At 38.1% G+C, this 19,954-nt stretch carries 16 protein-coding genes; 11 read left to right on the top strand and 5 right to left on the bottom strand.

Annotated elements, in window-relative coordinates:
* Positions 1–14 precede the first annotated feature (14 nt).
* Positions 15–446 (bottom strand): DUF1801 domain-containing protein, encoded by a 432-nt coding sequence (locus tag G7092_RS07110; protein WP_166087623.1) that lies wholly within the window; start codon positions 444–446, stop codon positions 15–17.
* 794 nt (positions 447–1,240) lie between these two features.
* Between G7092_RS07110 and G7092_RS07105 the strand changes: the two genes are divergently transcribed.
* Positions 1,241–2,191, top strand: a complete 951-nt coding sequence (locus G7092_RS07105) for a DUF6268 family outer membrane beta-barrel protein (RefSeq protein ID WP_166087621.1) — start codon at positions 1,241–1,243, stop codon at positions 2,189–2,191.
* 46 nt (positions 2,192–2,237) lie between these two features.
* Positions 2,238–2,486: a hypothetical protein gene (locus G7092_RS07100; RefSeq protein ID WP_202985232.1), complete on the top strand. Its 249-nt coding sequence runs from the start codon at positions 2,238–2,240 to the stop codon at positions 2,484–2,486.
* Positions 2,487–2,556: 70 nt separating this feature from the next.
* Here G7092_RS07100 and G7092_RS07095 read toward each other — a convergent pair whose 3' ends face one another.
* The gene (locus G7092_RS07095; protein ID WP_166087619.1) at positions 2,557–2,949 is read right to left on the bottom strand and encodes a nuclear transport factor 2 family protein; all 393 of its coding nucleotides are present in this window, start codon (positions 2,947–2,949) and stop codon (positions 2,557–2,559) included.
* Between the two features lie 333 nt (positions 2,950–3,282).
* On the opposite strand from G7092_RS07095, the gene G7092_RS07090 reads away from it, so the two are divergent.
* Entirely contained in the window at positions 3,283–3,873 is a 591-nt protein-coding gene (locus G7092_RS07090; RefSeq protein ID WP_166087617.1) for an RNA polymerase sigma-70 factor, read from the top strand.
* A 10-nt stretch (positions 3,874–3,883) separates the two neighbouring features.
* On the opposite strand, the gene G7092_RS07085 is transcribed toward G7092_RS07090, so the two are convergent.
* Together G7092_RS07085 and G7092_RS07080 are read right to left on the bottom strand one after the other, a co-directional pair.
* The gene (locus G7092_RS07085) at positions 3,884–5,113 is read right to left on the bottom strand and encodes an RNA polymerase sigma factor (RefSeq protein WP_166087615.1); all 1,230 of its coding nucleotides are present in this window, start codon (positions 5,111–5,113) and stop codon (positions 3,884–3,886) included.
* Between the two features lie 222 nt (positions 5,114–5,335).
* Positions 5,336–5,689, bottom strand: a complete 354-nt coding sequence (locus G7092_RS07080) for a YciI family protein (RefSeq protein ID WP_166087613.1) — start codon at positions 5,687–5,689, stop codon at positions 5,336–5,338.
* A 156-nt stretch (positions 5,690–5,845) separates the two neighbouring features.
* Here G7092_RS07080 and G7092_RS07075 point away from each other — a divergent pair, with 156 nt between their 5' ends.
* The 8 genes from G7092_RS07075 (at position 5,846) to G7092_RS07040 (ending at position 18,481) form a co-directional block, all read left to right on the top strand.
* A complete protein-coding gene (locus tag G7092_RS07075) occupies positions 5,846–7,051 on the top strand; it encodes a FecR family protein (RefSeq protein WP_166087611.1) in 1,206 nt (401 codons plus the stop codon).
* Between the two features lie 268 nt (positions 7,052–7,319).
* Positions 7,320–10,178, top strand: coding sequence for a TonB-dependent receptor domain-containing protein (locus G7092_RS07070; RefSeq protein ID WP_166087609.1), 2,859 nt, complete (start codon positions 7,320–7,322; stop codon positions 10,176–10,178).
* Positions 10,179–10,190: 12 nt separating this feature from the next.
* Positions 10,191–11,333 carry a hypothetical protein gene (locus G7092_RS07065; protein ID WP_166087607.1) on the top strand — a complete coding sequence of 381 codons (1,143 nt, stop codon included), beginning with the start codon at positions 10,191–10,193 and terminating at the stop codon, positions 11,331–11,333.
* A 145-nt stretch (positions 11,334–11,478) separates the two neighbouring features.
* Positions 11,479–12,939: a DNA/RNA non-specific endonuclease gene (locus tag G7092_RS07060; protein WP_166087605.1), complete on the top strand. Its 1,461-nt coding sequence runs from the start codon at positions 11,479–11,481 to the stop codon at positions 12,937–12,939.
* 139 nt (positions 12,940–13,078) lie between these two features.
* Positions 13,079–15,085 (top strand): FAD-dependent oxidoreductase, encoded by a 2,007-nt coding sequence (locus G7092_RS07055; protein WP_166087603.1) that lies wholly within the window; start codon positions 13,079–13,081, stop codon positions 15,083–15,085.
* A gap of 139 nt (positions 15,086–15,224) precedes the next feature.
* Positions 15,225–16,394 (top strand): glycosyltransferase family 87 protein, encoded by a 1,170-nt coding sequence (locus G7092_RS07050; RefSeq protein WP_166087601.1) that lies wholly within the window; start codon positions 15,225–15,227, stop codon positions 16,392–16,394.
* 316 nt (positions 16,395–16,710) lie between these two features.
* Complete coding sequence (locus G7092_RS07045; RefSeq protein WP_166087599.1) at positions 16,711–17,688, top strand: glycosyltransferase family 2 protein; 978 nt, start codon at positions 16,711–16,713, stop codon at positions 17,686–17,688.
* Positions 17,669–18,481 carry a polysaccharide deacetylase family protein gene (locus G7092_RS07040; protein WP_166087597.1) on the top strand — a complete coding sequence of 271 codons (813 nt, stop codon included), beginning with the start codon at positions 17,669–17,671 and terminating at the stop codon, positions 18,479–18,481. Before G7092_RS07045 ends, G7092_RS07040 begins: the two co-directional genes overlap by 20 nt.
* Before the next feature lie 17 nt (positions 18,482–18,498).
* On the opposite strand, the gene G7092_RS07035 is transcribed toward G7092_RS07040, so the two are convergent.
* Positions 18,499–19,827, bottom strand: coding sequence for a ligand-binding sensor domain-containing protein (locus G7092_RS07035; protein ID WP_166087595.1), 1,329 nt, complete (start codon positions 19,825–19,827; stop codon positions 18,499–18,501).
* Between the last annotated feature and the right edge of the window lie 127 nt (positions 19,828–19,954).

Genomic DNA, 19,954 nt, shown 5'->3' with positions numbered 1-19,954 from the left:
TAGAGTGCCTCAATTTAATTTTCACTGGTAGCCTCAACCCCATATTGTATAGCTGCCTTAAGTACATTCATGTTTATATCTTTTAGCGCTTTAAACCTAATGCAATATCCGGTCACGCTCGCCTTGCCTATTTCTTTTCCATATGTTTGAGCCAGGTACGTTTTATCCTTAATACCAAGGATATAAACGGATATTCCGGTTTTATTGGGGCTTAAACCAATTTGGAAAAAATCTCTGGTCTTCCCATCAGCATATTTTATAGTGTACAATCCGTAGCCTATAGTAGGATTGGTAACGGTTTTATTTTCGCTGTTTTTACCATCATCGAACCATAATTTACAAGCTGGTAAAACCTCCAATACAAGATGGTGTAACTCTTGCATATCGCTACGCTTTGCCTCAGGTAGGTTGTTAAGATATTCTTTGGTTTGCTCTTGTATGTTCATATGGAATGATGACTTGCTTATTTTGTCTTTTTAAATTTCGCTTTATTTTTAATCATACACTAATTCATTTCTTTTATTTTTCTTCAAAAGTGGTTTCAAATTTCAAGCTGAGGCGCTATCCATGTCTTGATTTTGCGGTTAAATTTTCGTACATTGATGATCATTAAACGGCCCGGGTTCCTGATAAAAAAGGAACCCGGGCCGTTTTGCTAAAGAAAAGAACAGGTCAAAAATCAACTGTTTTTTTATGTATTGATTTGATTGTCAGTAAATTAATACTTTTTAAAGTTTTTAAAACGCATCAAAATCCTCCTGTAATTTGTTAAAAAGTGTTAAAATCGATGGTTTTGAATGAATTTTGACCCGTTTTTAGGCCGTTTTTGAGCAGAAAAGTGTTAAAATTTAAGGTTTAAAAAGTTTTTGAGGGCCGTCAATCTGCAGGTACTTTATCAAATAGTATCTGACACATCCGAATTACTATTATTCCAGACCATCCTAAAAACCATACCCTGATTTTTAACCCCCTGTTTTTACCCATGCTGATGATGAGTCGTTTAATCATCAAAATGTCATTTGCAGAAAATAATTTAAATAAAGACTAAGGGTTAAGGTGAAATAGCCTGACTGTATTGCAGAATAATTTTCATGAAGAGTAAGGGTAAATGTGCCTAAGCGTGTTTCAAGAGAAATATGAATTAAAAAGCAATATCAAACTGTATACAAGGGAGGATCCACCTTGTAGCCGGTTTGGCAAAACAAATCATCAAATAATTAAAAAAACTCCACAACAACTCATGAAAACAAAGATCTTGTCTTTAATTGCGATAGTTACAGTATCATTCGCGCTATCTGCACAGGCACAACAAAATGCACCGGTAGAGGAAGGCGTATCCGCTCCCATAACCTCTGTACCTAATTTAGGTTCATTTGAGGCCGACTATACCTATTCTCCCTTTAAAATTGATGGCAAGGATATGAATATACAACAGGTGAATGGCAATCTTACCTTACCCTTATATAGCAAGATGCAAAATGGTAAAGTTGATTTTTTCCTGGCAGGAGTAGGGTACAGCGGCTTGTTTCTATCCGGTATGGGCAATCAGTTTGGCGGTAACAACTTTCACTCATTTTCGGTTCCGCTTACCTTTCAAAAGGCACTTTCACCTAAATATGCGTTGCTTATTTCGGCTGTACCAACATTATCTTCTGATCTGAAAGACATTTCCGGTAATGACATGCTTTATACAGGTGTGGCTATGTTAAAGATCAGGAAATCAGCTAAATTTACGTACTCAATAGGGGTAGTTTATTCTAAACAATTCTTTGGTTCTGTACTTGTTCCGGTATTTGGTATTGATTGGAATATTTCCGACAAACTAAGTTTATCAGGAACTATACCGGTTTCTGAAAAGCTAAACTACAAGCTATCCAAGAAAAGCAATTTTGGCTTAAGCGGCGATTTTGGCATCGGTGGCGGCACTTATCGTTTATCAAAAAAGATGAACTCCGATTATTTCCAGGCACAGCAGTTCAAGGCTTCACTATACTACAATTATGCATTGGCTAAAAATTTCTCCGTAGAGGTGAGTGCCGGGTATAATGTTGTCCAAAAGCTTGATCTGTATGATAAAGACCAAAAAGTTAACTGGGTGCCATTTAACAACCTGGACAAACGAGGCGCTCCTTTAACCGAATTAAAGAAAACAGGTGTTGCTGTTTCAACCGGTATTAACTACAGATTTTAAAAATCACCTTTTTGCACCGTACACTTATTCTCATAAAAACAAATTAATGATGGTTAAACAGGCATATGCACCAACAATGACAGATACCATGGTAGAAGTTTTCAAAACAGATGTTCAAACTATTGATCAGTCGGTTAAACTTATTCGCAAACTCAGACAACATATTCCAGGTATTGAAATAAATTTTGATCTGGAAGATTGTGACCGCGTATTACGAATTGAGGGAGAATATGTTCCGGTACCAAGAGTCATTAAGCTGATGAATAATAACGGATACTTTTGTGAGCTTTTATAAGTAGGCCCGCATTTTTTAAAAAAAAGCCACCCGAAATAACCGGGTGGCTTTTAAAGCTTTATTGTGATAATTAATGTCTTGAACCAAGATCACCTTCCCGAGGGTCACCGCTGATCTGACGGGTTAGTTCATTGCAATAATTTATTTGTCCACCCTGAATGTGAAATTCAGCAATTACCTGAACTTCACTTGTTCGGCCTTCTTTAGTAGTCGCCGTAACCCGGTGATTGGTGAAAATAATATCATTATCCTGGGCTATCGTGTCAAAAGTTACAGACATAGATGCTATAGCCTCTTTAACTGCTTTAATGTGTTTGATAAACTCGTTGAAATGTAGTGTTTTACCATCTACCAGCTGTACGTAATCTGTACTAAAATAACGCTTTACAATGGCCTCGTTATAACCAGGGCTTTCAAAAATATTTTGAAATATTTCTTTTATTAACTTTTTATGATCTTTCATTTATTTGTTGTTTTAATGATGCAAAGCAACCGTAAAAGTGTGTCTGAAAAAATAGATGATGGCGGGGAACTATTGGACTATTTGCGGTTATTTTCCCTTAATTAATTATAAATACGCAGTAATTATTGGAGTTGATTAGTTTCAGATAACAGACATGTACCGCAACTTTTTAATTTGTTATGCGGTTTGCAACTGAAAAGTTACTATAATAACATTATTTATTAACCCGGATTTAACTTAAATTGAACACACAAAGTTCAACTTTGAACCGGGTATTTAGGATGCATCGGAAATGATGTATTTAATGCTCAAACTTATTTCTGAAACGGATAGATGAGCATTGTAAAAGGAATATTTACACACAAAAGTGAGTCGGACAGGTCAACTGAGCAAATAGACCTGGATGTTCTTTTCAAAGAATATTACGACAGGCTTGTATATTTTTCTTTCCAATTGCTTAAAGATAAAGATCAGGCAGAGGATATTGTGCAGGATGCGTTTATAAAATATTGGAATCACCGTGAAACGGTAATGCAGAATAATATAGCCATCAAAAACTTCCTATATAGCTCGGTTCGTAACGCAAGCCTTAACAGCATCAGGCATCACAAAGTAGTAGAGGGCTACGTACAATATTATGGAAATGCCGAGCCTGAAGAACCGCCTATAATTGAAGCCATGATCACAGCCGAGGCAATGGCCGAAATTCATGCTGCCCTTCATGCTTTGCCAGATAGCTATAAATCGATATCTATCATGGGATATTTTGACGGAAAAAAGAACCAGGAAATTGCCGATGAACTGAATATGTCTATCAATACGGTAAAAAAACAAAAACAAAGAGCCCTGGAATTGCTGCGGGTAAAACTCTCGCCCGAATTATTTGCCTGGTTTGCATTAGCGGTGCTTACTTTCAAGAAATAAACATTAATTACTACTGTAGCTGATCAAGCTTCTTTTGAATCACCTGTTTATCAGCAGGTGTGCGGGCTATAGACAAAGCCATTTGAAAATTACATTTTGCTTTCTCATGATCAATACCTGTATAAAGCTCGCCCAATAGGGTAAAATAAAATTGATTATCGGTTAGCCTAAGTTTTTCGGCCTCCATAATTGCTTCTGCTTTACTGTTGGCTTTTGATAAAGCGAATGTGCGGTTAAGCGCGGCAATGGGAGAGTAAGCTATCTGTAATAAACGATTGTATAATTGTAATACGTTTTCCCATTTTTCTTTAGTATCGTTTCTTTGAGTACTCCAATAAGCTATGCTGGCCTCGATGTGGTACTTGGAAAGGATGTTGCCAGTTGTGGCGCATTTTAAAAAATAAGCGCCCTTACTGATCAGGTCTGCGTTCCAAAGACTAACATCCTGATCGTCATACAAAATATGCTCTCCGTTTTTATCGAGACGGGCCTCAAAACGCGAAGCATGGAAACACATGAGCGATAGTAGAGCGTTTACCTGCGGTTTGTTGGTACTGCTGTTTTCAATTAGCATGTTACACAAACGCATTGCTTCAAAGCAGAGGTCTTTACGTAATGTTTGATTCTGGCTAACTGAATAATATCCTTCACTAAATAACAGGTATATGGTAGTTAATACATTTTCAAGGCGATCATTAATTTCAGCAGGACCTGGCAGCTCTATTTTTAGTTTTTCGTTTCTGATCTTTTCTTTAGCTCTGAATAAACGCTTGTTGACGGTTTCTTTATTGGTCAAAAAGGCCTCGGCAATTTCGTCAATTCCAAAACCACAAAGAATGCGCAATGATAGACCAATTTGCGACTCTGGAGATATAGCCGGGTGGCAAATGGCAAACATCATTTGTAATTGGCTATCATTAATGTTTTGTGGTGAAAGATCGATATCCAGTTCATGAAATTCGGAAGTGATGATTTTTATTTCAGGAGATATTTTGCTTTCAAAAATAGTATTACAGTGTAAATGATTCCTGGCTTTGTTTTTAGCCACATTGTATAGCCAGGCCGTGGCATTTGGCGGAATTCCATTAAAACTCCAGGTTTGGGCTGCTGCCAAGAAAGTATCACTGGCAATATCTTCGGCAATTTCGATCTGATCAAACCCGAAGCGACGGCAAAGCACGGCTACTATTTTCCGGTATTCAGTCCTGAACAGATGGGGTATGAGTTCCTGTTTTTCCATGGTAAGATGAGGGTTGGGTTGATTCAATTAATCCAAAAGTGGGTTTACATAATTTCCTTGAAAAAATATATAATTAATTGACTGTCAATTATATAAATCGATTTTAACCCTAAATTGTGTAAACCCATGTTAACCCACTTTTTTGCATAAATATCACCGGCTTAATGTTAATTTGTAGGTGGTACAACACCAGTGACGGTTTGATAATTTGGCCTCAATAATTTAATGCGTGCCATCGCGTCGGGCAATTTTGCGCACCTCTACGCTATTGCCTTCACCCTGTAATACCGGACTGCCTTTGGCAAACTCCACTGCTTCTTCAACAGAACTGGCTTTTACAATAATATATCCTCCAATGGTTTCCTTAATCTCGCCAAAAGGGCCGTTGGTTACTACATTATTATGCCAAACTACCTTGGCATCATCAAAAGGCAAACCGGTACCGCTGCTGAATTTGTTTTGGGCTGCAATACCGCCTATCCAATCCATCGTTTGTTTCATCCAAACCTCTATTTGTTCGGGCGAGGCTACTTTAGTGCCATCCTCATGCCTGAATATTAAAATGAATTCGTCCATCGTTTCAAATTTTAATTGTTAATAAATATATGAATTACACCTGCATATCAATTGAGGAGACTTGAATTGGACATGTCGAAGAAAAAAAAATATTTTTTTTCATACCTCCTTTATCCTTTTTGAAAACGAAGGTGTCTTTATATACGAAAAGGAAATATGAATAATTACCAACCCTATTTTGATCTTGGCAAGCTGATAGCAAAATATCTGCGAAATGAGCTTACTGAACAAGAGAAAGACGAACTGGAGCAATGGCTTCAGGCAGATGAACACAACCCGGAGTTATTCAAAAAACTTACCGATCAAACTATAATCGACTCGGAGCTTGAAACTTTTGAGGCAAACGATAAGGATAAAGCCTGGAAAAATATTGTGAAGAAAACGGGGTTTAAAAAAACTAACCGTACAAAAGCTACGCTTAAATTATGGCCTTCGTATGCTGCCGCTGTAATCCTATTAATAGCCCTGGGGGTTACATTAACCCGGTATCGCCATACTTCCGGTGAACAAAAAATAGCTATTAAGTCACAGAAAGATCTTTTACCCGGGAGTAACAAAGCTATCCTGACACTGGCGGATGGATCAAAGATTGTTTTGGACGATACTAAGCGCGGGAAAATAGCCAGTCAGCAAAATATCGTTATAACAAAAGATGAGAGTGGTGAGCTGGTTTACCAGGTTGCGGAAGCTACTCAACATGAAGATCAGCCGCTGTTTGAAAAGGTTGTGATGAATATGTTGGCTACGCCGCGCGGTGGTCAATATGAAATTGTTTTACCTGATGGTACTAAGGTTTGGTTAAACTCAGCTTCGTCTTTAAAATATCCTACGGCATTCGCCGGTAATGAACGCAGGGTGGAGCTCACTGGAGAAGCTTATTTTGAAGTAAGCAAAGATCCCAATAAACCTTTTTATGTAAAAACTACAACGCAAACTGTTACAGTTTTAGGAACGCATTTCAATATCAATAGCTATGCCGATGAAGCTACTACTAAAACAACATTGCTGGAAGGTAGTGTAAAAGTCATCAGTAATACTAGCGGAGCTTCTGTTAAGCTTAAACCAGGAGAACAGGCTGTAAACACAATAAACACCATTGATGTAAAAGAAAATGCAGATATAGATGAAGCTGTGGCCTGGAAGAACGGCAAATTTCTTTTCCGAAATACCGATCTGCATACCATTATGCGCCAGTTATCCAGATGGTATGACGTAGATGTAGAGTATCAGGGTAACGTAGTGCAAAAGCACTACCGGGGCCGTATTTCACGGAATGTACCCGTTTCAGAGATATTTCAGATATTAAAAACAAGCGGCATAAACTTCACAATTGACGGGAGGAAGATTATAGTAAGATCATAAAGCCTGATAGCGGTAGCCGGCAAGGTCGGTTACCGGGTTTGGCCCCATAAAAAAAGCCGGAAAGTGTTGCGAGCACCTCCGGCCAGATATCGGGCTGAGCATATAAAATAATATTGACTAAATAAACTTTTTACTAAACAACCCAAACAAAAGTATGGATTTTTCTACATTTCCTGCGCCCGTATGTGAAGGCACGCGGGTAAATAAAATTAATAAGATTACCAATTGTTTTTCCCGGATAAATCCGGCCACAAAAAGGAAATTTATTATGCGGATTAAACTTATCACAGCGTTGCTTTTTGCTGTATGCCTTCATCTGAGTGCTGCGAGCTTTAGCCAAAGTATTACGCTTTCTGAAAAAAATGCAAGTCTCGAAAGCATTTTAAATAAAATAGAACAGCAAAGCGGCTATGATATTTTTATGCAAACCGAACTGGTAGCCAGCAGTAACAAGGTATCCCTTAATGTAAAGAACCAGGCTCTGAATGCCGTATTGGATAAAGTGTTTAAAGGGCAGCCCATTACTTATGCCATAGTTGGCCACACCATTGTGGTTAAAGCAAAAACGTTGGGCAAACCATTATCGGCAGCTGAGCAAGCTATGTTAGCCTCTGTGTATAGCGGTAAGGTAGTTGATGCCGATACTAAAGAACCTCTTATTGGTGCTTCTGTGGGTGTAAAAGGTGGCGGCAAGGCCACTTCAACCGGATTGAATGGTGATTTTAAGCTTAACGTTGGTTCTGATGGTGCCAAAGTGTTAGTGATCTCTTACATCGGATACGTTTCGCAGGAAATCCAACTCGGAGATAAAAATGACCTGGGCTTAATTCTGCTGAAATCCAGCGCAAATGCCATGAAAGAAGTTGTAGTAACCGGCGATTTGGCTATAGATCGTAAAACGCCAATAGCAGTATCAACTATTAATCAGCAATATATTGAAGAAAAATTAGGTGGTCGCGACATTCCTCAGCTTTTACAGAGTACACCGGGTATCATGGCAACGGCACAGGGTGGTGGTTATGGCGATTCTCGTATCAGTATTCGTGGTTTTTCAAGCGGCTCAAAAAAGGGTAACGTTGCACTTACCATTAACGGTATCCCTGTTAATGATATGGAAAACGGCTCAATATTCTGGTCAAACTGGTCGGGTCTTACGGATGTAACCAATTCTGTGCAAGTACAGCGTGGCTTAGGTGCTTCAAAAATTATTGTTCCGTCATTTGGTGGTACTATCAATATTACCACACGTACAACTGATGCCGAAAAGGGTGGATACATTTCGCAAACTATCGGAACCAATAATTACGAAAAAACAGCTGTATTGGTATCAACTGGTTTAAATGCCAATGGTTGGGCTGCTACTTTTCAGGGTAGCAGAACCAAAGGTGATGGCTATGCTGATGGACTGAACTTTTTAGGTTACAACTACTTTTTTAACTTATCAAAAGTATTGACCCCAAGCCAAACCTTATCTTTTACCGTAATGGGGGCAACCCAAACACACGGGCAGCGTCCTGAACGACCGTTAACTGAATATGCCGGTGCCCCGCAGGGTATTAAATGGAACTACGATCTGGGAGTTAAAGATGGTAAACAAATAAATCCATATAACAACTTTTTTAGTAAGCCGGTATTTTCATTAAATCATAACTGGGTTATTAATGAAAAATCAAGCCTGTCAACAGTATTATACGCTACTTATGGTACTGGAGGCGGTGGTGCAATAGGCGCATCTGCTAGTGGTACTGCTATACCGCCGAGGGTGAGTAACCTATATTCGCCATTTGATTTTGATGCTGTACAGAAAAGCAATGCTGCTAATCCGGATGGTTCGGCATCAACCTATTTGTACGCAGCACATAATGATCATGCCTGGTATGGTTTAAGAAGTACTTATACTACTACATTGGGGCAATATTTAAACCTTTCTGCCGGTCTTGATGCAAGGTATTATAAAGGTACCCATTATGAAGAGGTTAAAGATCTGTTAGGTGCCGATTATGTATATGATCCTTATACTGGTAATTCAGCTGCTGGCAGCCGCTCAGGTGATATCAATAACCCTTTTCATCGTGCAGTAGTTGGCGATAAAATTGGCTATTACAACAAAGATTATGTAATGTCTGGTGGTGTGTATACACAAGCAGAGTATGCTAAGGATGATTTCTCTGCATTTATCACACTTTCTGGTTCAGGTACAGGTGATAAAAGAACAGATCTTTATAACTACCTGAACAGCGATCCGGCACAATCAAGCCGATATGTTAACTTCCTGAGCTATCAGGCCAAAGCTGGCGCAAACTATAATCTGAACGATCAGATGAACGTGTTTGCCAATATTGGTTACATCACCAAACCGCCTTATTTTGATAATGTGTTTCAAAAATTTACCAATTCCATCAACACCGGAACGGTAGATGAAAAATTATTTAGCTATGAATTGGGCTATCAATTTAAAACATCTGGTTTTTTAGCCAAACTGAATTTTTACCGCAGTTTATATAAGGATGAGGCATTTACGACTCCTTTTACCGATAACGCTACGAACCTAATATACAGCGTAAACGTAGCTGGAGTTAGTGAGATGCACCAGGGAGCCGAATTGGAATTAACATATCAGCCAATTAGAGCAGTTACATTGCATGGCATGTTTTCTTATGGCGATTGGTATTATACCAAAAATGCAGGCCCAGCTACCGTATTCAATAACCAGCAAAAGGCTATTGGTACAGTTAAAGAGGTATTCATAAAAGGAATTAAAGTTGGAGATGCAGCACAAACCACAGCGGCGTTTGGGTTAGATATTAAAGTTTTGCCCGATTTAAAACTGGGTACAAATTATAACTTCTTTGGTAATTATTATTCAAGTTTCAACTTCGCAAATATTACATCTGCCGGGGCACATCCGTACAAGTTGCCGAATTACTCAGTATGGGATCTTAACGCAACCTTTAAGTTTAAGTTAGCTGGTTTGGATGCTTCACTTAATGGTAATGTAAACAATCTGTTAAACACCAAATATATATCAGATGCGTACGATGCCGCTGGTACCGGTATTCCTTCAAATCTGAATGTGTATTATGGTTTGGTAAGAACATTTACTACAGGTATAAAAGTTAAATTTTAAAAAAAAAACTTCATGAAAAAGATATATAGCTTAATTGCTTTTATGGCTGTTATATTAACAGCTTGTCAAAAGCAGCCAAACGTAAGCCCGGCAACATATACCAAGGCTATGAGCCTTACTCTGGCACAAGCAGATTATAAGTTGTTGGATACGTCAAAATATCCTTCTAAATCATACAATTTTAAGTCAATTGCCGACGCAAATACCTATATCCCACAGATTTTAAATGCGAAAGAGCCTCAATTGGGTAACGGTTCAACAGCCATCGTTACTTTTACCTTGGCGCCGCTATCTATTACTTTAGCTGATTCAACAAACGCGAAAACAGCATATACGCTGACAAAAGACGATTACACCTTATTACCTGGTAATACGTATACTGATTTTAGTACAGCCCAAATATTAAGCTGGCTTCCTTACAAATACACAAGCCCTGTAGCTAATCAATTGGCAGTATTAAGTTATAATTATTATGAATCGGGCGCTACGCCGAGTGCCGGCGTTCCTGCTACTGATGCTTTTTTATATTTGAATGGTGCATGGCAAAAAATATACCGTGTATCTGCGGCTCAATATGCCTCTGTTGGCCGTGGTACTAATAATTGGTTTATTGCTTCTGATATAAGTAGTAGTACTACCATTCCATCTTATATTAACACGTTTTTAAAGGCAGATCCGCTTGTTTCAACAACTGTTAAAACAGGAGATGTTAAATATGTAAATTATAGGTATTTAACTACTTACCAAAAAGTAATCGCCCTTACTTATAACGGTACGGCATGGGTAACTAATGCCACACAATCAACCGCATCATTCCTTAAAAACAATGGAACTTGGATACCTGATCCTACGGTTTATTTAACATTATCCTCTGCCGATTATAGCTTTATAGGAACAACCAGTGCTGGTACAGCAGCAGCAAGAGCCAACGTAGCACAATATAAAGATTTCAATATCAGTGCTACTACAGATGCTACTTATTGGAGCGATACAGATTTAAATAATGCTTTTATAGCTTTGTTAGCAAATAAATATACCAGCCCTATCAAGGATCAGATATTTAACGTTACCTATGCGGTTTATAAATTTGGTGTTATATCAAACGTAACCAAAACATTTACTTATAACGGGTCTGCTTTTATAATTAAAAGCTAAAATATACCTATATCCAAATCAGGAGCATGGTTTATACCGGCTCCTGATTTTACCCACCCATCCATATCACTCTTAGTATGATTTTTTCATGGGCATAAATGCTATGGCCATGCTTTGTTATTTATCTATCACAAAAAAATAAATTATGATAAAAATTCAAAACTTACTGCTGGGCTTTGCTTTGGTATTAACCATAGCAAGCTGTTCAAAAAAATCAACAGACACGCCGCCTACCAAACCCGGGGACACAACTACGGTTAAACCACCTGTAATTCCATCGTATAGTATCACCGAGACCTTCGAACAAGGTAAGAAACCTGGATACGCTGCGGCAGATGTAACCTTACTTACCGGCAGTTGGAATTTTAATGACGCCGTTTTAGGTAACCTTGCTGCTGATGTAAAAGATGGTTCCTGGGCAGTACGAATACGCGCCGGTGATATCGCTATGAATTTTGATATCAATGGTCTTAACACCTTATATATCAAACATGCCAAATATGGTTCAGACGCCGCTTCAGTTTGGCAACTGTTAATGTCTGTTGATGGGGGTAAAACTTATACACAGGTCGGAAACGATATCAACGAAAACAATACAACACTGGTCACTGACTCGTTTAAGGTAAGTGTGACAGGTAAGGTACGTTTTGAAATTAAGAGAACAGGAACAAGTACTACAAATCGGATAAATATCGATGATATTACCTTTAAAGGTAAAGGTGATCCTGGCATTGTTGTAGGTACGCCCGACAATGGGGGTGACGATGGTGGCGGTTCAACAACAGCTCCTGCATCAACACCAAGAGATGTAACGGCAGGCACGGATGCTCCACCCTCAACTGGCGACAACAGCGACCTGTTATTTGGTAACCCATCGAACGCTCAAAGCAGCACCGCCTCCATGGATAACTATCTTATCGATCAGAAATATTATACAGAATCATACAATGCTACCAAGGGCGAACCGAATTGGGTTAGCTGGCATTTGGATGCTACTAATATCACCGGTGCTTCTGCCAGGTTAAATAACTTTGCAGGCTGGGCAAGCTTGCCGGCAAACTGGTATATGGTTAATGATAACAGTTACTCTGGTAGTGGGTTCGATAGGGGGCATAATTGTCCTTCGGCCGATAGAACAAGTTCAACTGATGCCAATTCAGCTACATTTTTAATGACCAATATGATACCTCAGGCTCCGCAGAATAATCAGCAAACCTGGGGCAACCTGGAAAATTACCTGCGCGAGCAGGTGGTTTTAGGTAACGAGGTATATATTATTATGGGTAGCTACGGTACGGGTGGTACAGGTTCAAATGGATCTGCAACTACCATCAATAATGGTCATGTTAATGTTCCAAGTAATGTATGGAAGGTGGCTGTTATTATACCAGTTGGTGATAATGACCTGGGTCGCGTAACCGCTTCAACAAGAGTTATTGCTGTAAATACCCCCAATATTAACAGTATTAATAGCGATTGGACAAAATATATTGTAACTGTAAAAGATATAGAGCTGGCTACAGGCTATACTTTGTTATCCAATTTGCCGGCTAATGTGAGGGCATCATTGGAAATAAAACTTGATTCTGGAACGTCTGGATCCTGATACTTATTAAATACAAGAGAAAGCCACTCCTAGCGGGTGGCTTTTTTTATTGACCTGTAAGTCCTATATTGGTGGTTATGTGCGTGTTGTTAAAAACGCACATTTAATAAATCCTTCACTTGTTTGCCAATTTGTACCAATGATTAATAACTTAATAAAATTTGTAACACTGACTTTATGGTTATTGCCAGGAATTATACAAGCCCAAACATCAACATCGAACATTGTTACCACCGATGTTTGCGTATACGGAGGTACTTCTTCTGGTGTAATTGCGGCTTATACAGCTTCAAAAATGGGCAAAAGAGTAATTCTTGTGGAGCCTGGACATCGTTTAGGAGGGTTATCATCCGGTGGTTTGGGATTTACTGATATTGGCAATAAGTATGTGGTTACAGGGTTGGCTCGTGATTTTTACCGCCGTATAGGTACCCATTATGGTAAGCTGGAACAATGGACTTTTGAACCCAGGATAGCCGATTCATTATTTAACGATTATGCAAAAAGGGGAGCATTTAAAACGTTATATGGTAAGAGGCTCACTCAGATTAATAAAAAACAAAATCTTATCATATCCATTGAACTGGAGAATTCTGACAGGGCCAACACAAAAAAAGAGCTCATTAAAGCTAAACAATATATAGACTGTACTTACGAAGGCGACTTAATGGCCAAAGCAGGTGTAAGTTATACCATCGGGCGCGAAGCAAACGCTACATATCATGAAACAGTTAATGGTGTGCAGTTAAAAAATGAACACCAATTCCCTGATGGGGTTGATCCTTATAAAATGCCAGGCAAACCTGAAAGTGGTTTACTTTGGGGTATCAGCACAGGCATATTAGCCGAAATGGGCAGCAGTGATAAAAAAGTACAAGCCTATAATTTTAGGATATGCTTGAGCAATGACCCAGGCAATCGTATCGCTATTACCAGACCGGCTAATTATGATTCAACCCGTTACGAGCTTTTACTAAGATATCTCTCCATTAAACCAACAGACAACCTTGGTGGGTTTTTGAAAATGGACCTGATGCCTAATCATAAAACGGATATTAATAATAATGGCCCGTTTTCAACCGATATGATCGGCATGAATTACGATTACCCTGATGGCGATTATCAAACCCGGTCTGTCATTATTCAAAAACATGAGGATTATACAAAAGGACTGCTTTATTTTATTGGTCATGACACTCGTATGCCAGAACAATTGCGTAAGCAGATGCTGGAGTGGGGATACCCTAAAGATGAGTATTTGGATAATAAACACTGGACACCACAATTGTATGTACGGGAAGCCCGGCGTATGATAGGGGCTTACGTGATGACCCAGGCCAACTGCCAGGGAAGAGAAGTTGTTACTGATGAAATAGGAAAGGCGGCTTATACCATGGATTCGCACAATGCAGAACGGATTGTTGTAAATGGTATGGCAAAGAATGAAGGTGATGTACAACTCAGGGATGGTGTCAACCCATATCCAATAGCTTACAGATCCATTACACCCAAAAGTAATCAATGCGGCAACTTATTGGTCCCCGTTTGCCTTTCTGCCAGCCATATGGCTTATGGCTCTATTCGTATGGAGCCAGTTTTTATGGTACTTGGTCAATCCGCAGCAGTAGCGGCAGATATGGCTATAAATCAAAAATCAACAGTACAACAGGTAAATATTAAACAGTTACAGGGCGAATTAAAAAACAACCCATTGGCAGATGGTTCTACTCCGGAAATATTAGTGGATAACGATGATGCTACAGGTGTCATTAAAAATGGGGACTGGAAGCAAATAAATAATGGAGGATACGGCCCATCATACCTGGTCAATACGAAATCGGCTTCTGCTTGGGTCCAATTTATACCTGCTATTAGCAAGGCGGGCAAATACAGGGTATATGTTTATTTTCCTAAACTCCAAAATGCAAGTACAATTACCAATGTAGAGTTATTTAATGGAGTAAAGCGAATCAATACAGTTATAAATACAAAAGATATGATGGTGACTGGCCAAACCTCCGGTGAATGGCTTTGGATAGGGGATAGCTCATTTGCGCCAGGTAAAGAGGCATCGGTAAAAATATCCAATGCCAGGGCTAACGGGGCAGTAGTAGCTGATGCTGTATTATTTGTCCCCGCAAAGTAGGCACCAGATTTTTTGTAAAAGAAGCAGGGACAGAGTAATAAAAATCTGATTGGAAATTTACTCGTAATTGCTTCAAATTAAACATAAAACACTACTAATGGGCTTGTTTTGTATATTCGCAACCCAATGCCCCTGTTTTATGCAAAAGATAACTAAGCTTATTTACAACAAACCCTTCGTTTTTTCTTTATGGTTCGGCCTAAGTTTCCTGATTGTTCTTAAAGGAATCTTAACTCATCAGTTGTTTAATAATTACCTGGTTTTTAAATACAATTTCATTAATACCATCCATCAACATAATCTTTATACTTATCAACCAGAACACTTCGATGATCTTAATCATTATGGTCCGGTATTTTCATTAATTATAGCACCTTTTGCACTAATGCCTGATAGTATTGGCGTTTTGATGTGGGTAATGTTTAATGCTTTTATACTATTTAAAGCCATACAGCTACTCCCCATTAAAGAAAACCAGTACGTTGTTATTTTGCTGATTTGTGCACATGAGTTAATGACTGCTTCTGCTAATGTTCAAAGTAATCCAATGATAGCCGGATTGATTATTTTAAGTTTTAGTTTTATAAAAAAGAAGCAGGATTTTTGGGCAGCTTTGATGATAGCCCTCGGAACGTTTATAAAATTATACGGAATAGTAGGGCTTGCATTTTTCTTCTTTTCCGAAAACAAACTAAAGTTTATCGGAAGTTTTCTTTTTTGGTCGATGGTGTTATTTGTGCTGCCTATGTTTATTTCATCGCCGGCATTTATTATTCAGACTTATCACGATTGGTATCATGATCTAGTAGCTAAAAATGCCAGTAATCAGGGTTCCGACCTTCAGGAAATATGTGTAATGGGCCTGATCAGGAGAATATTTAATTATCCTGGCTTAAAAAATATATATGTTATAGCGCCAGGGATTGTGCTTTTTGCGCTTTCTTATCTGAGACCCAAAAGTTTTAAATTTCAACAGTACCAATTGCTTATTTTATCATCTGCTTTGATATTTGCCATAATTTTCAGCAGTTCATCAGAATCATCAACTTATATTATTGCTTTTGCCGGAGTGGCTATTTGGTTCATGAATTTAGACAGACCAGTTACCAAATACGAAGTGTTTTTATTGATTTTTGCCCTTATTATAACCAGTCTTTCTCCATCTGATCTGTTTCCAAGATATATCAGGATGGAATATGTTGTGCCTTATAAACTTAAAGCCCTGCCATGTTTCCTAATCTGGCTAAAAATAGTTTACGAAACGCTAACAAGGGATTTTTCTAAGCAAGAAAAACTTGAAGCGTTATAGACTATTAATACTTCCTGGATAACATCTTATCTGGCATGTTGATATGTTTACAATTCTATGGCTAATTAATAATGATTTTATGATTAAATCATTATTAATTATTTATTTTTGTAACACTAAAGTTACATTGGCTAAAAAATGTTTCTTTGTAGATAATTGTGTGCTGATTTTTTTATTATGATACAGTTGTAACGTTGTTGTTTAATTCTTCGTATCATATTTGTTACATACAGATAATTAATAAGACTATAATAATAATCCTGACCAATATAGTATTAGTTCACCTATCACAGTTTAAAGCCCCTGTTAAAATAACATGACATTCGTTCTAAAAAAGAAAATATCGGTAATCATACCGTCTTATAATGAAGAAAAAAATATAGGTTTTTTGATTGACCAGATCAATGAAACACTGAGCAATACCAATTATGACTATGAATTGATTTTTGTAGATGATGGTAGTAGTGATAATACCTTAAATGAAATAAAATTTAATGCACAATTGCATGCCAATGTTTTTTATATAGAGCTTTCAAAAAACTTTGGGAAAGACCATGCTCTTAAAGCGGGTATTGGTATGGCTCAGGGCGATGCCGTAATAACCATGGATGCTGATATGCAACATCCTCCCCATTTAATATTGAAAATGTTGAAGTATTGGGAAAACGGCTATGACATTATTTATACCTATAGGCAAAATAGCAACCCCCATGCAAAAGCTTATCAAAAAGCTACATCAAAACTCTTCTACAAAGGCATAAATATGCTCTCGGATATTAAACTGGAGAATGGCACGGCCGATTTCAGGTTGATGGATGAAAAAGTAGTAAAACAATTAAAGCTTATTGATGAGTATGAGATGTTTTTCAGAGGTATAATTAAGTGGGCTGGTTACAAGCAAATAGGTATCCCTTATACACCTTCTAAAAGGCATACCGGCGAAGCGAGTTATTCTTTCTTTAAATTGGTTAAGCTGGCCGTAGGTAGTATTATGGCTTTTAGCGCCCGCCCTTTATATTTAGTTACAGGTATTGGTTTATTCTTTTCGGCTATGGCCATATTATACATTCCTTATGTATTGTTTAGCTATTTTGCCGGGTATGCTGTTTCTGGATGGGCTTCTGTGTTGGCAACCGTAGCTTTTTTTGGCGGTTTGCAACTGCTGGTGCTGGGTATAATAGGGGTGTATGTTGGTAAAATATTTATGCAATCCAAACATCGTCCTAATTATATTATTCGCTCTACAAATCTTATGAGTATAAAAAATGTAAACAATGATTTTATTGGGGTTTGATGTAGAGGAGTTTGATTTGCCTTTAGAATATGATCGGTCAATATCTTTTGATGAACAATTGCAAATCTCAACAAACGGAACAAATTCAATTTTAGAGTTGTTGAGATCTGCAAACATTAAAGTTACCTTTTTTTGTACTGCTAATTACGCACTTCATAAACCTGATATTATTACCAGAATTGTGAATGAGGGGCATGAAATAGCATCGCACGGATATTATCATTCTGATTTTAAAACAGAGCATTTAAAGCAATCAAAGCAGGTACTTGAAGATATTTCGGGCACTGAGGTTACAGGTTTTCGGATGGCGCGGATGATGCCTGTGGATGAGGTTGAGATTAATATGGCCGGATATACTTATAATTCATCCATAAATCCTACCTGGTTGCCTGGTCGTTATAACAATTTTGATAAACCGCGTACCTGGTTTTATGATCAGGGCGTTTTGCAGATCCCTGCTTCGGTATCCCCTTTGATTCGTTTTCCGCTTTTTTGGTTAAGTTTTCACAATTTATCTTTATCGGTGATTAAATGGATGAGTTCAGCAGCTTATCGGAAAGATGGATACCTTAATCTTTACTTCCATCCCTGGGAGTTTACCAATCTGCACAATAAAGAAAAATACGGACTCCCTGGTTATATATCTAAAAACTCAGGAGAGCCATTTATACTTCGAATAAAAAGCTTTATTGCCTGGGCGCAATCAAAAGGGTATGAATTTTCTCGAACCAATGATTTTGCCTCTGGTGTAATGAAAAAGCAAACGGTTACAAAAGAGCTAACGTCTGTTTAATAATACGAAATACACTTTTATTTCTTTTTGATCCTTAATAAGCCATTAACTGTCGCTGCATAAATAACACCTTTGGAGTCTTGCGCTAACTTGTTAATGGTGTAGCCTGGCATAGGCGAGTTATTGTTATGATAGTTTTCCCAACCATCCTTCAAATTAAACCGTACAAGGCCTGACTGCTCGGTGCCAATCCATAAAACATGTTCATATTTATCATACAGCATGTCATTAACATGATTTGATGGCATCCCTGAATTTTTATCAGTATAATGAAGCCAGCTTCCATTGGTTTTTAATACCGCTATGCCTTCTTTGTCATTATCGCCCGGTGTTGCATTACAGGCTGTTAATGAGAAGTATAGGTTGCCAGCTTCATCTTCTACAGCATTAGAAATATAGGTGTCTTTTAAAGGTGTATTAGATGTATTAAATGTAGTTGGCACATTGTGGTCAATCATAATGCAGCCTTTTGATGTACCCATCCACAACCGCTTTCGGCTATCTTCATAAACATAAATAACGTCGTTAGATGGGAGCAGGGGAATAGTCTTCTTATTGAGCACTACTACTTTGTCCTTTCTTAAAACAACCAGCCCTGCTTTAGTAGCAAAAAGAAGATCACCATGGCGGTTGTTTAAAATCCGGATGGCTCCGGGTGCCACAAACTTTTTAAAATCAAATATCTGCCATCCTGCATCGCTGTACTTATACATTTTATCATCAACATATACCCATTTATTATTATCCTTATCGACATTAATATCTGCTACAACTGTTTCGGCAGTGAATGGTGAATTGAATTCATTAACCGGATTAAAGTTTTGGCCATCAAACCGGGTTAATCCTTTGATAGTAGTATACCATAATACATCAGATTTATCTACAATACAAGATTTGCTGATGTTATCCGGAAGAGGGGAGTTATACTTAGTCCAGGTGGTAAATTCATAAGATTTCAACGATGGATTAGAATATGTAGTTGTTTTATTATAAATAGCAGGATCACCAGGTGGTTTTAATTCTGTCAGATCCATTCTTTGCATTTGGCTCGATATTTTTCCATTGGCAAAACGAAAAATCACATTAACAGATGCATAAACGGGTTTGCCATTTTCTTTGGCTGGTCGCCATATATTACCATTCAAATACCTGATAAGTTCTGCTGTTAGAGGGCCATTGGTAACGTCGGTATGACTAAGTACACAGCTAAAACCTGATGGCTCAACCAATACCTGGAAGGATATAGACCCATAAGCATCTTTCAATATATATTTACGATTAATCTGATCACAGATATAATCAAGCGTGAATTGGTCGCAAGTTGCTTTAGGGTCTCCGCAATCCATGCAAAAACTGGCAGTACTACACACATCTATTTTTTCCAAAAAAAGATTTTGTGCCAAGAGCGGTGCAGGTAAAAGAAAGATAAACAGGGTGATAAAGGATAACTTCCGAGAATATAAGAATGCTAAC

It is taken from the genome of Mucilaginibacter inviolabilis (assembly GCF_011089895.1).
Classification (GTDB): Bacteria; Bacteroidota; Bacteroidia; order Sphingobacteriales; family Sphingobacteriaceae; genus Mucilaginibacter; species Mucilaginibacter inviolabilis.
This window is presented reverse-complemented; position numbering and strand designations above follow the sequence as displayed.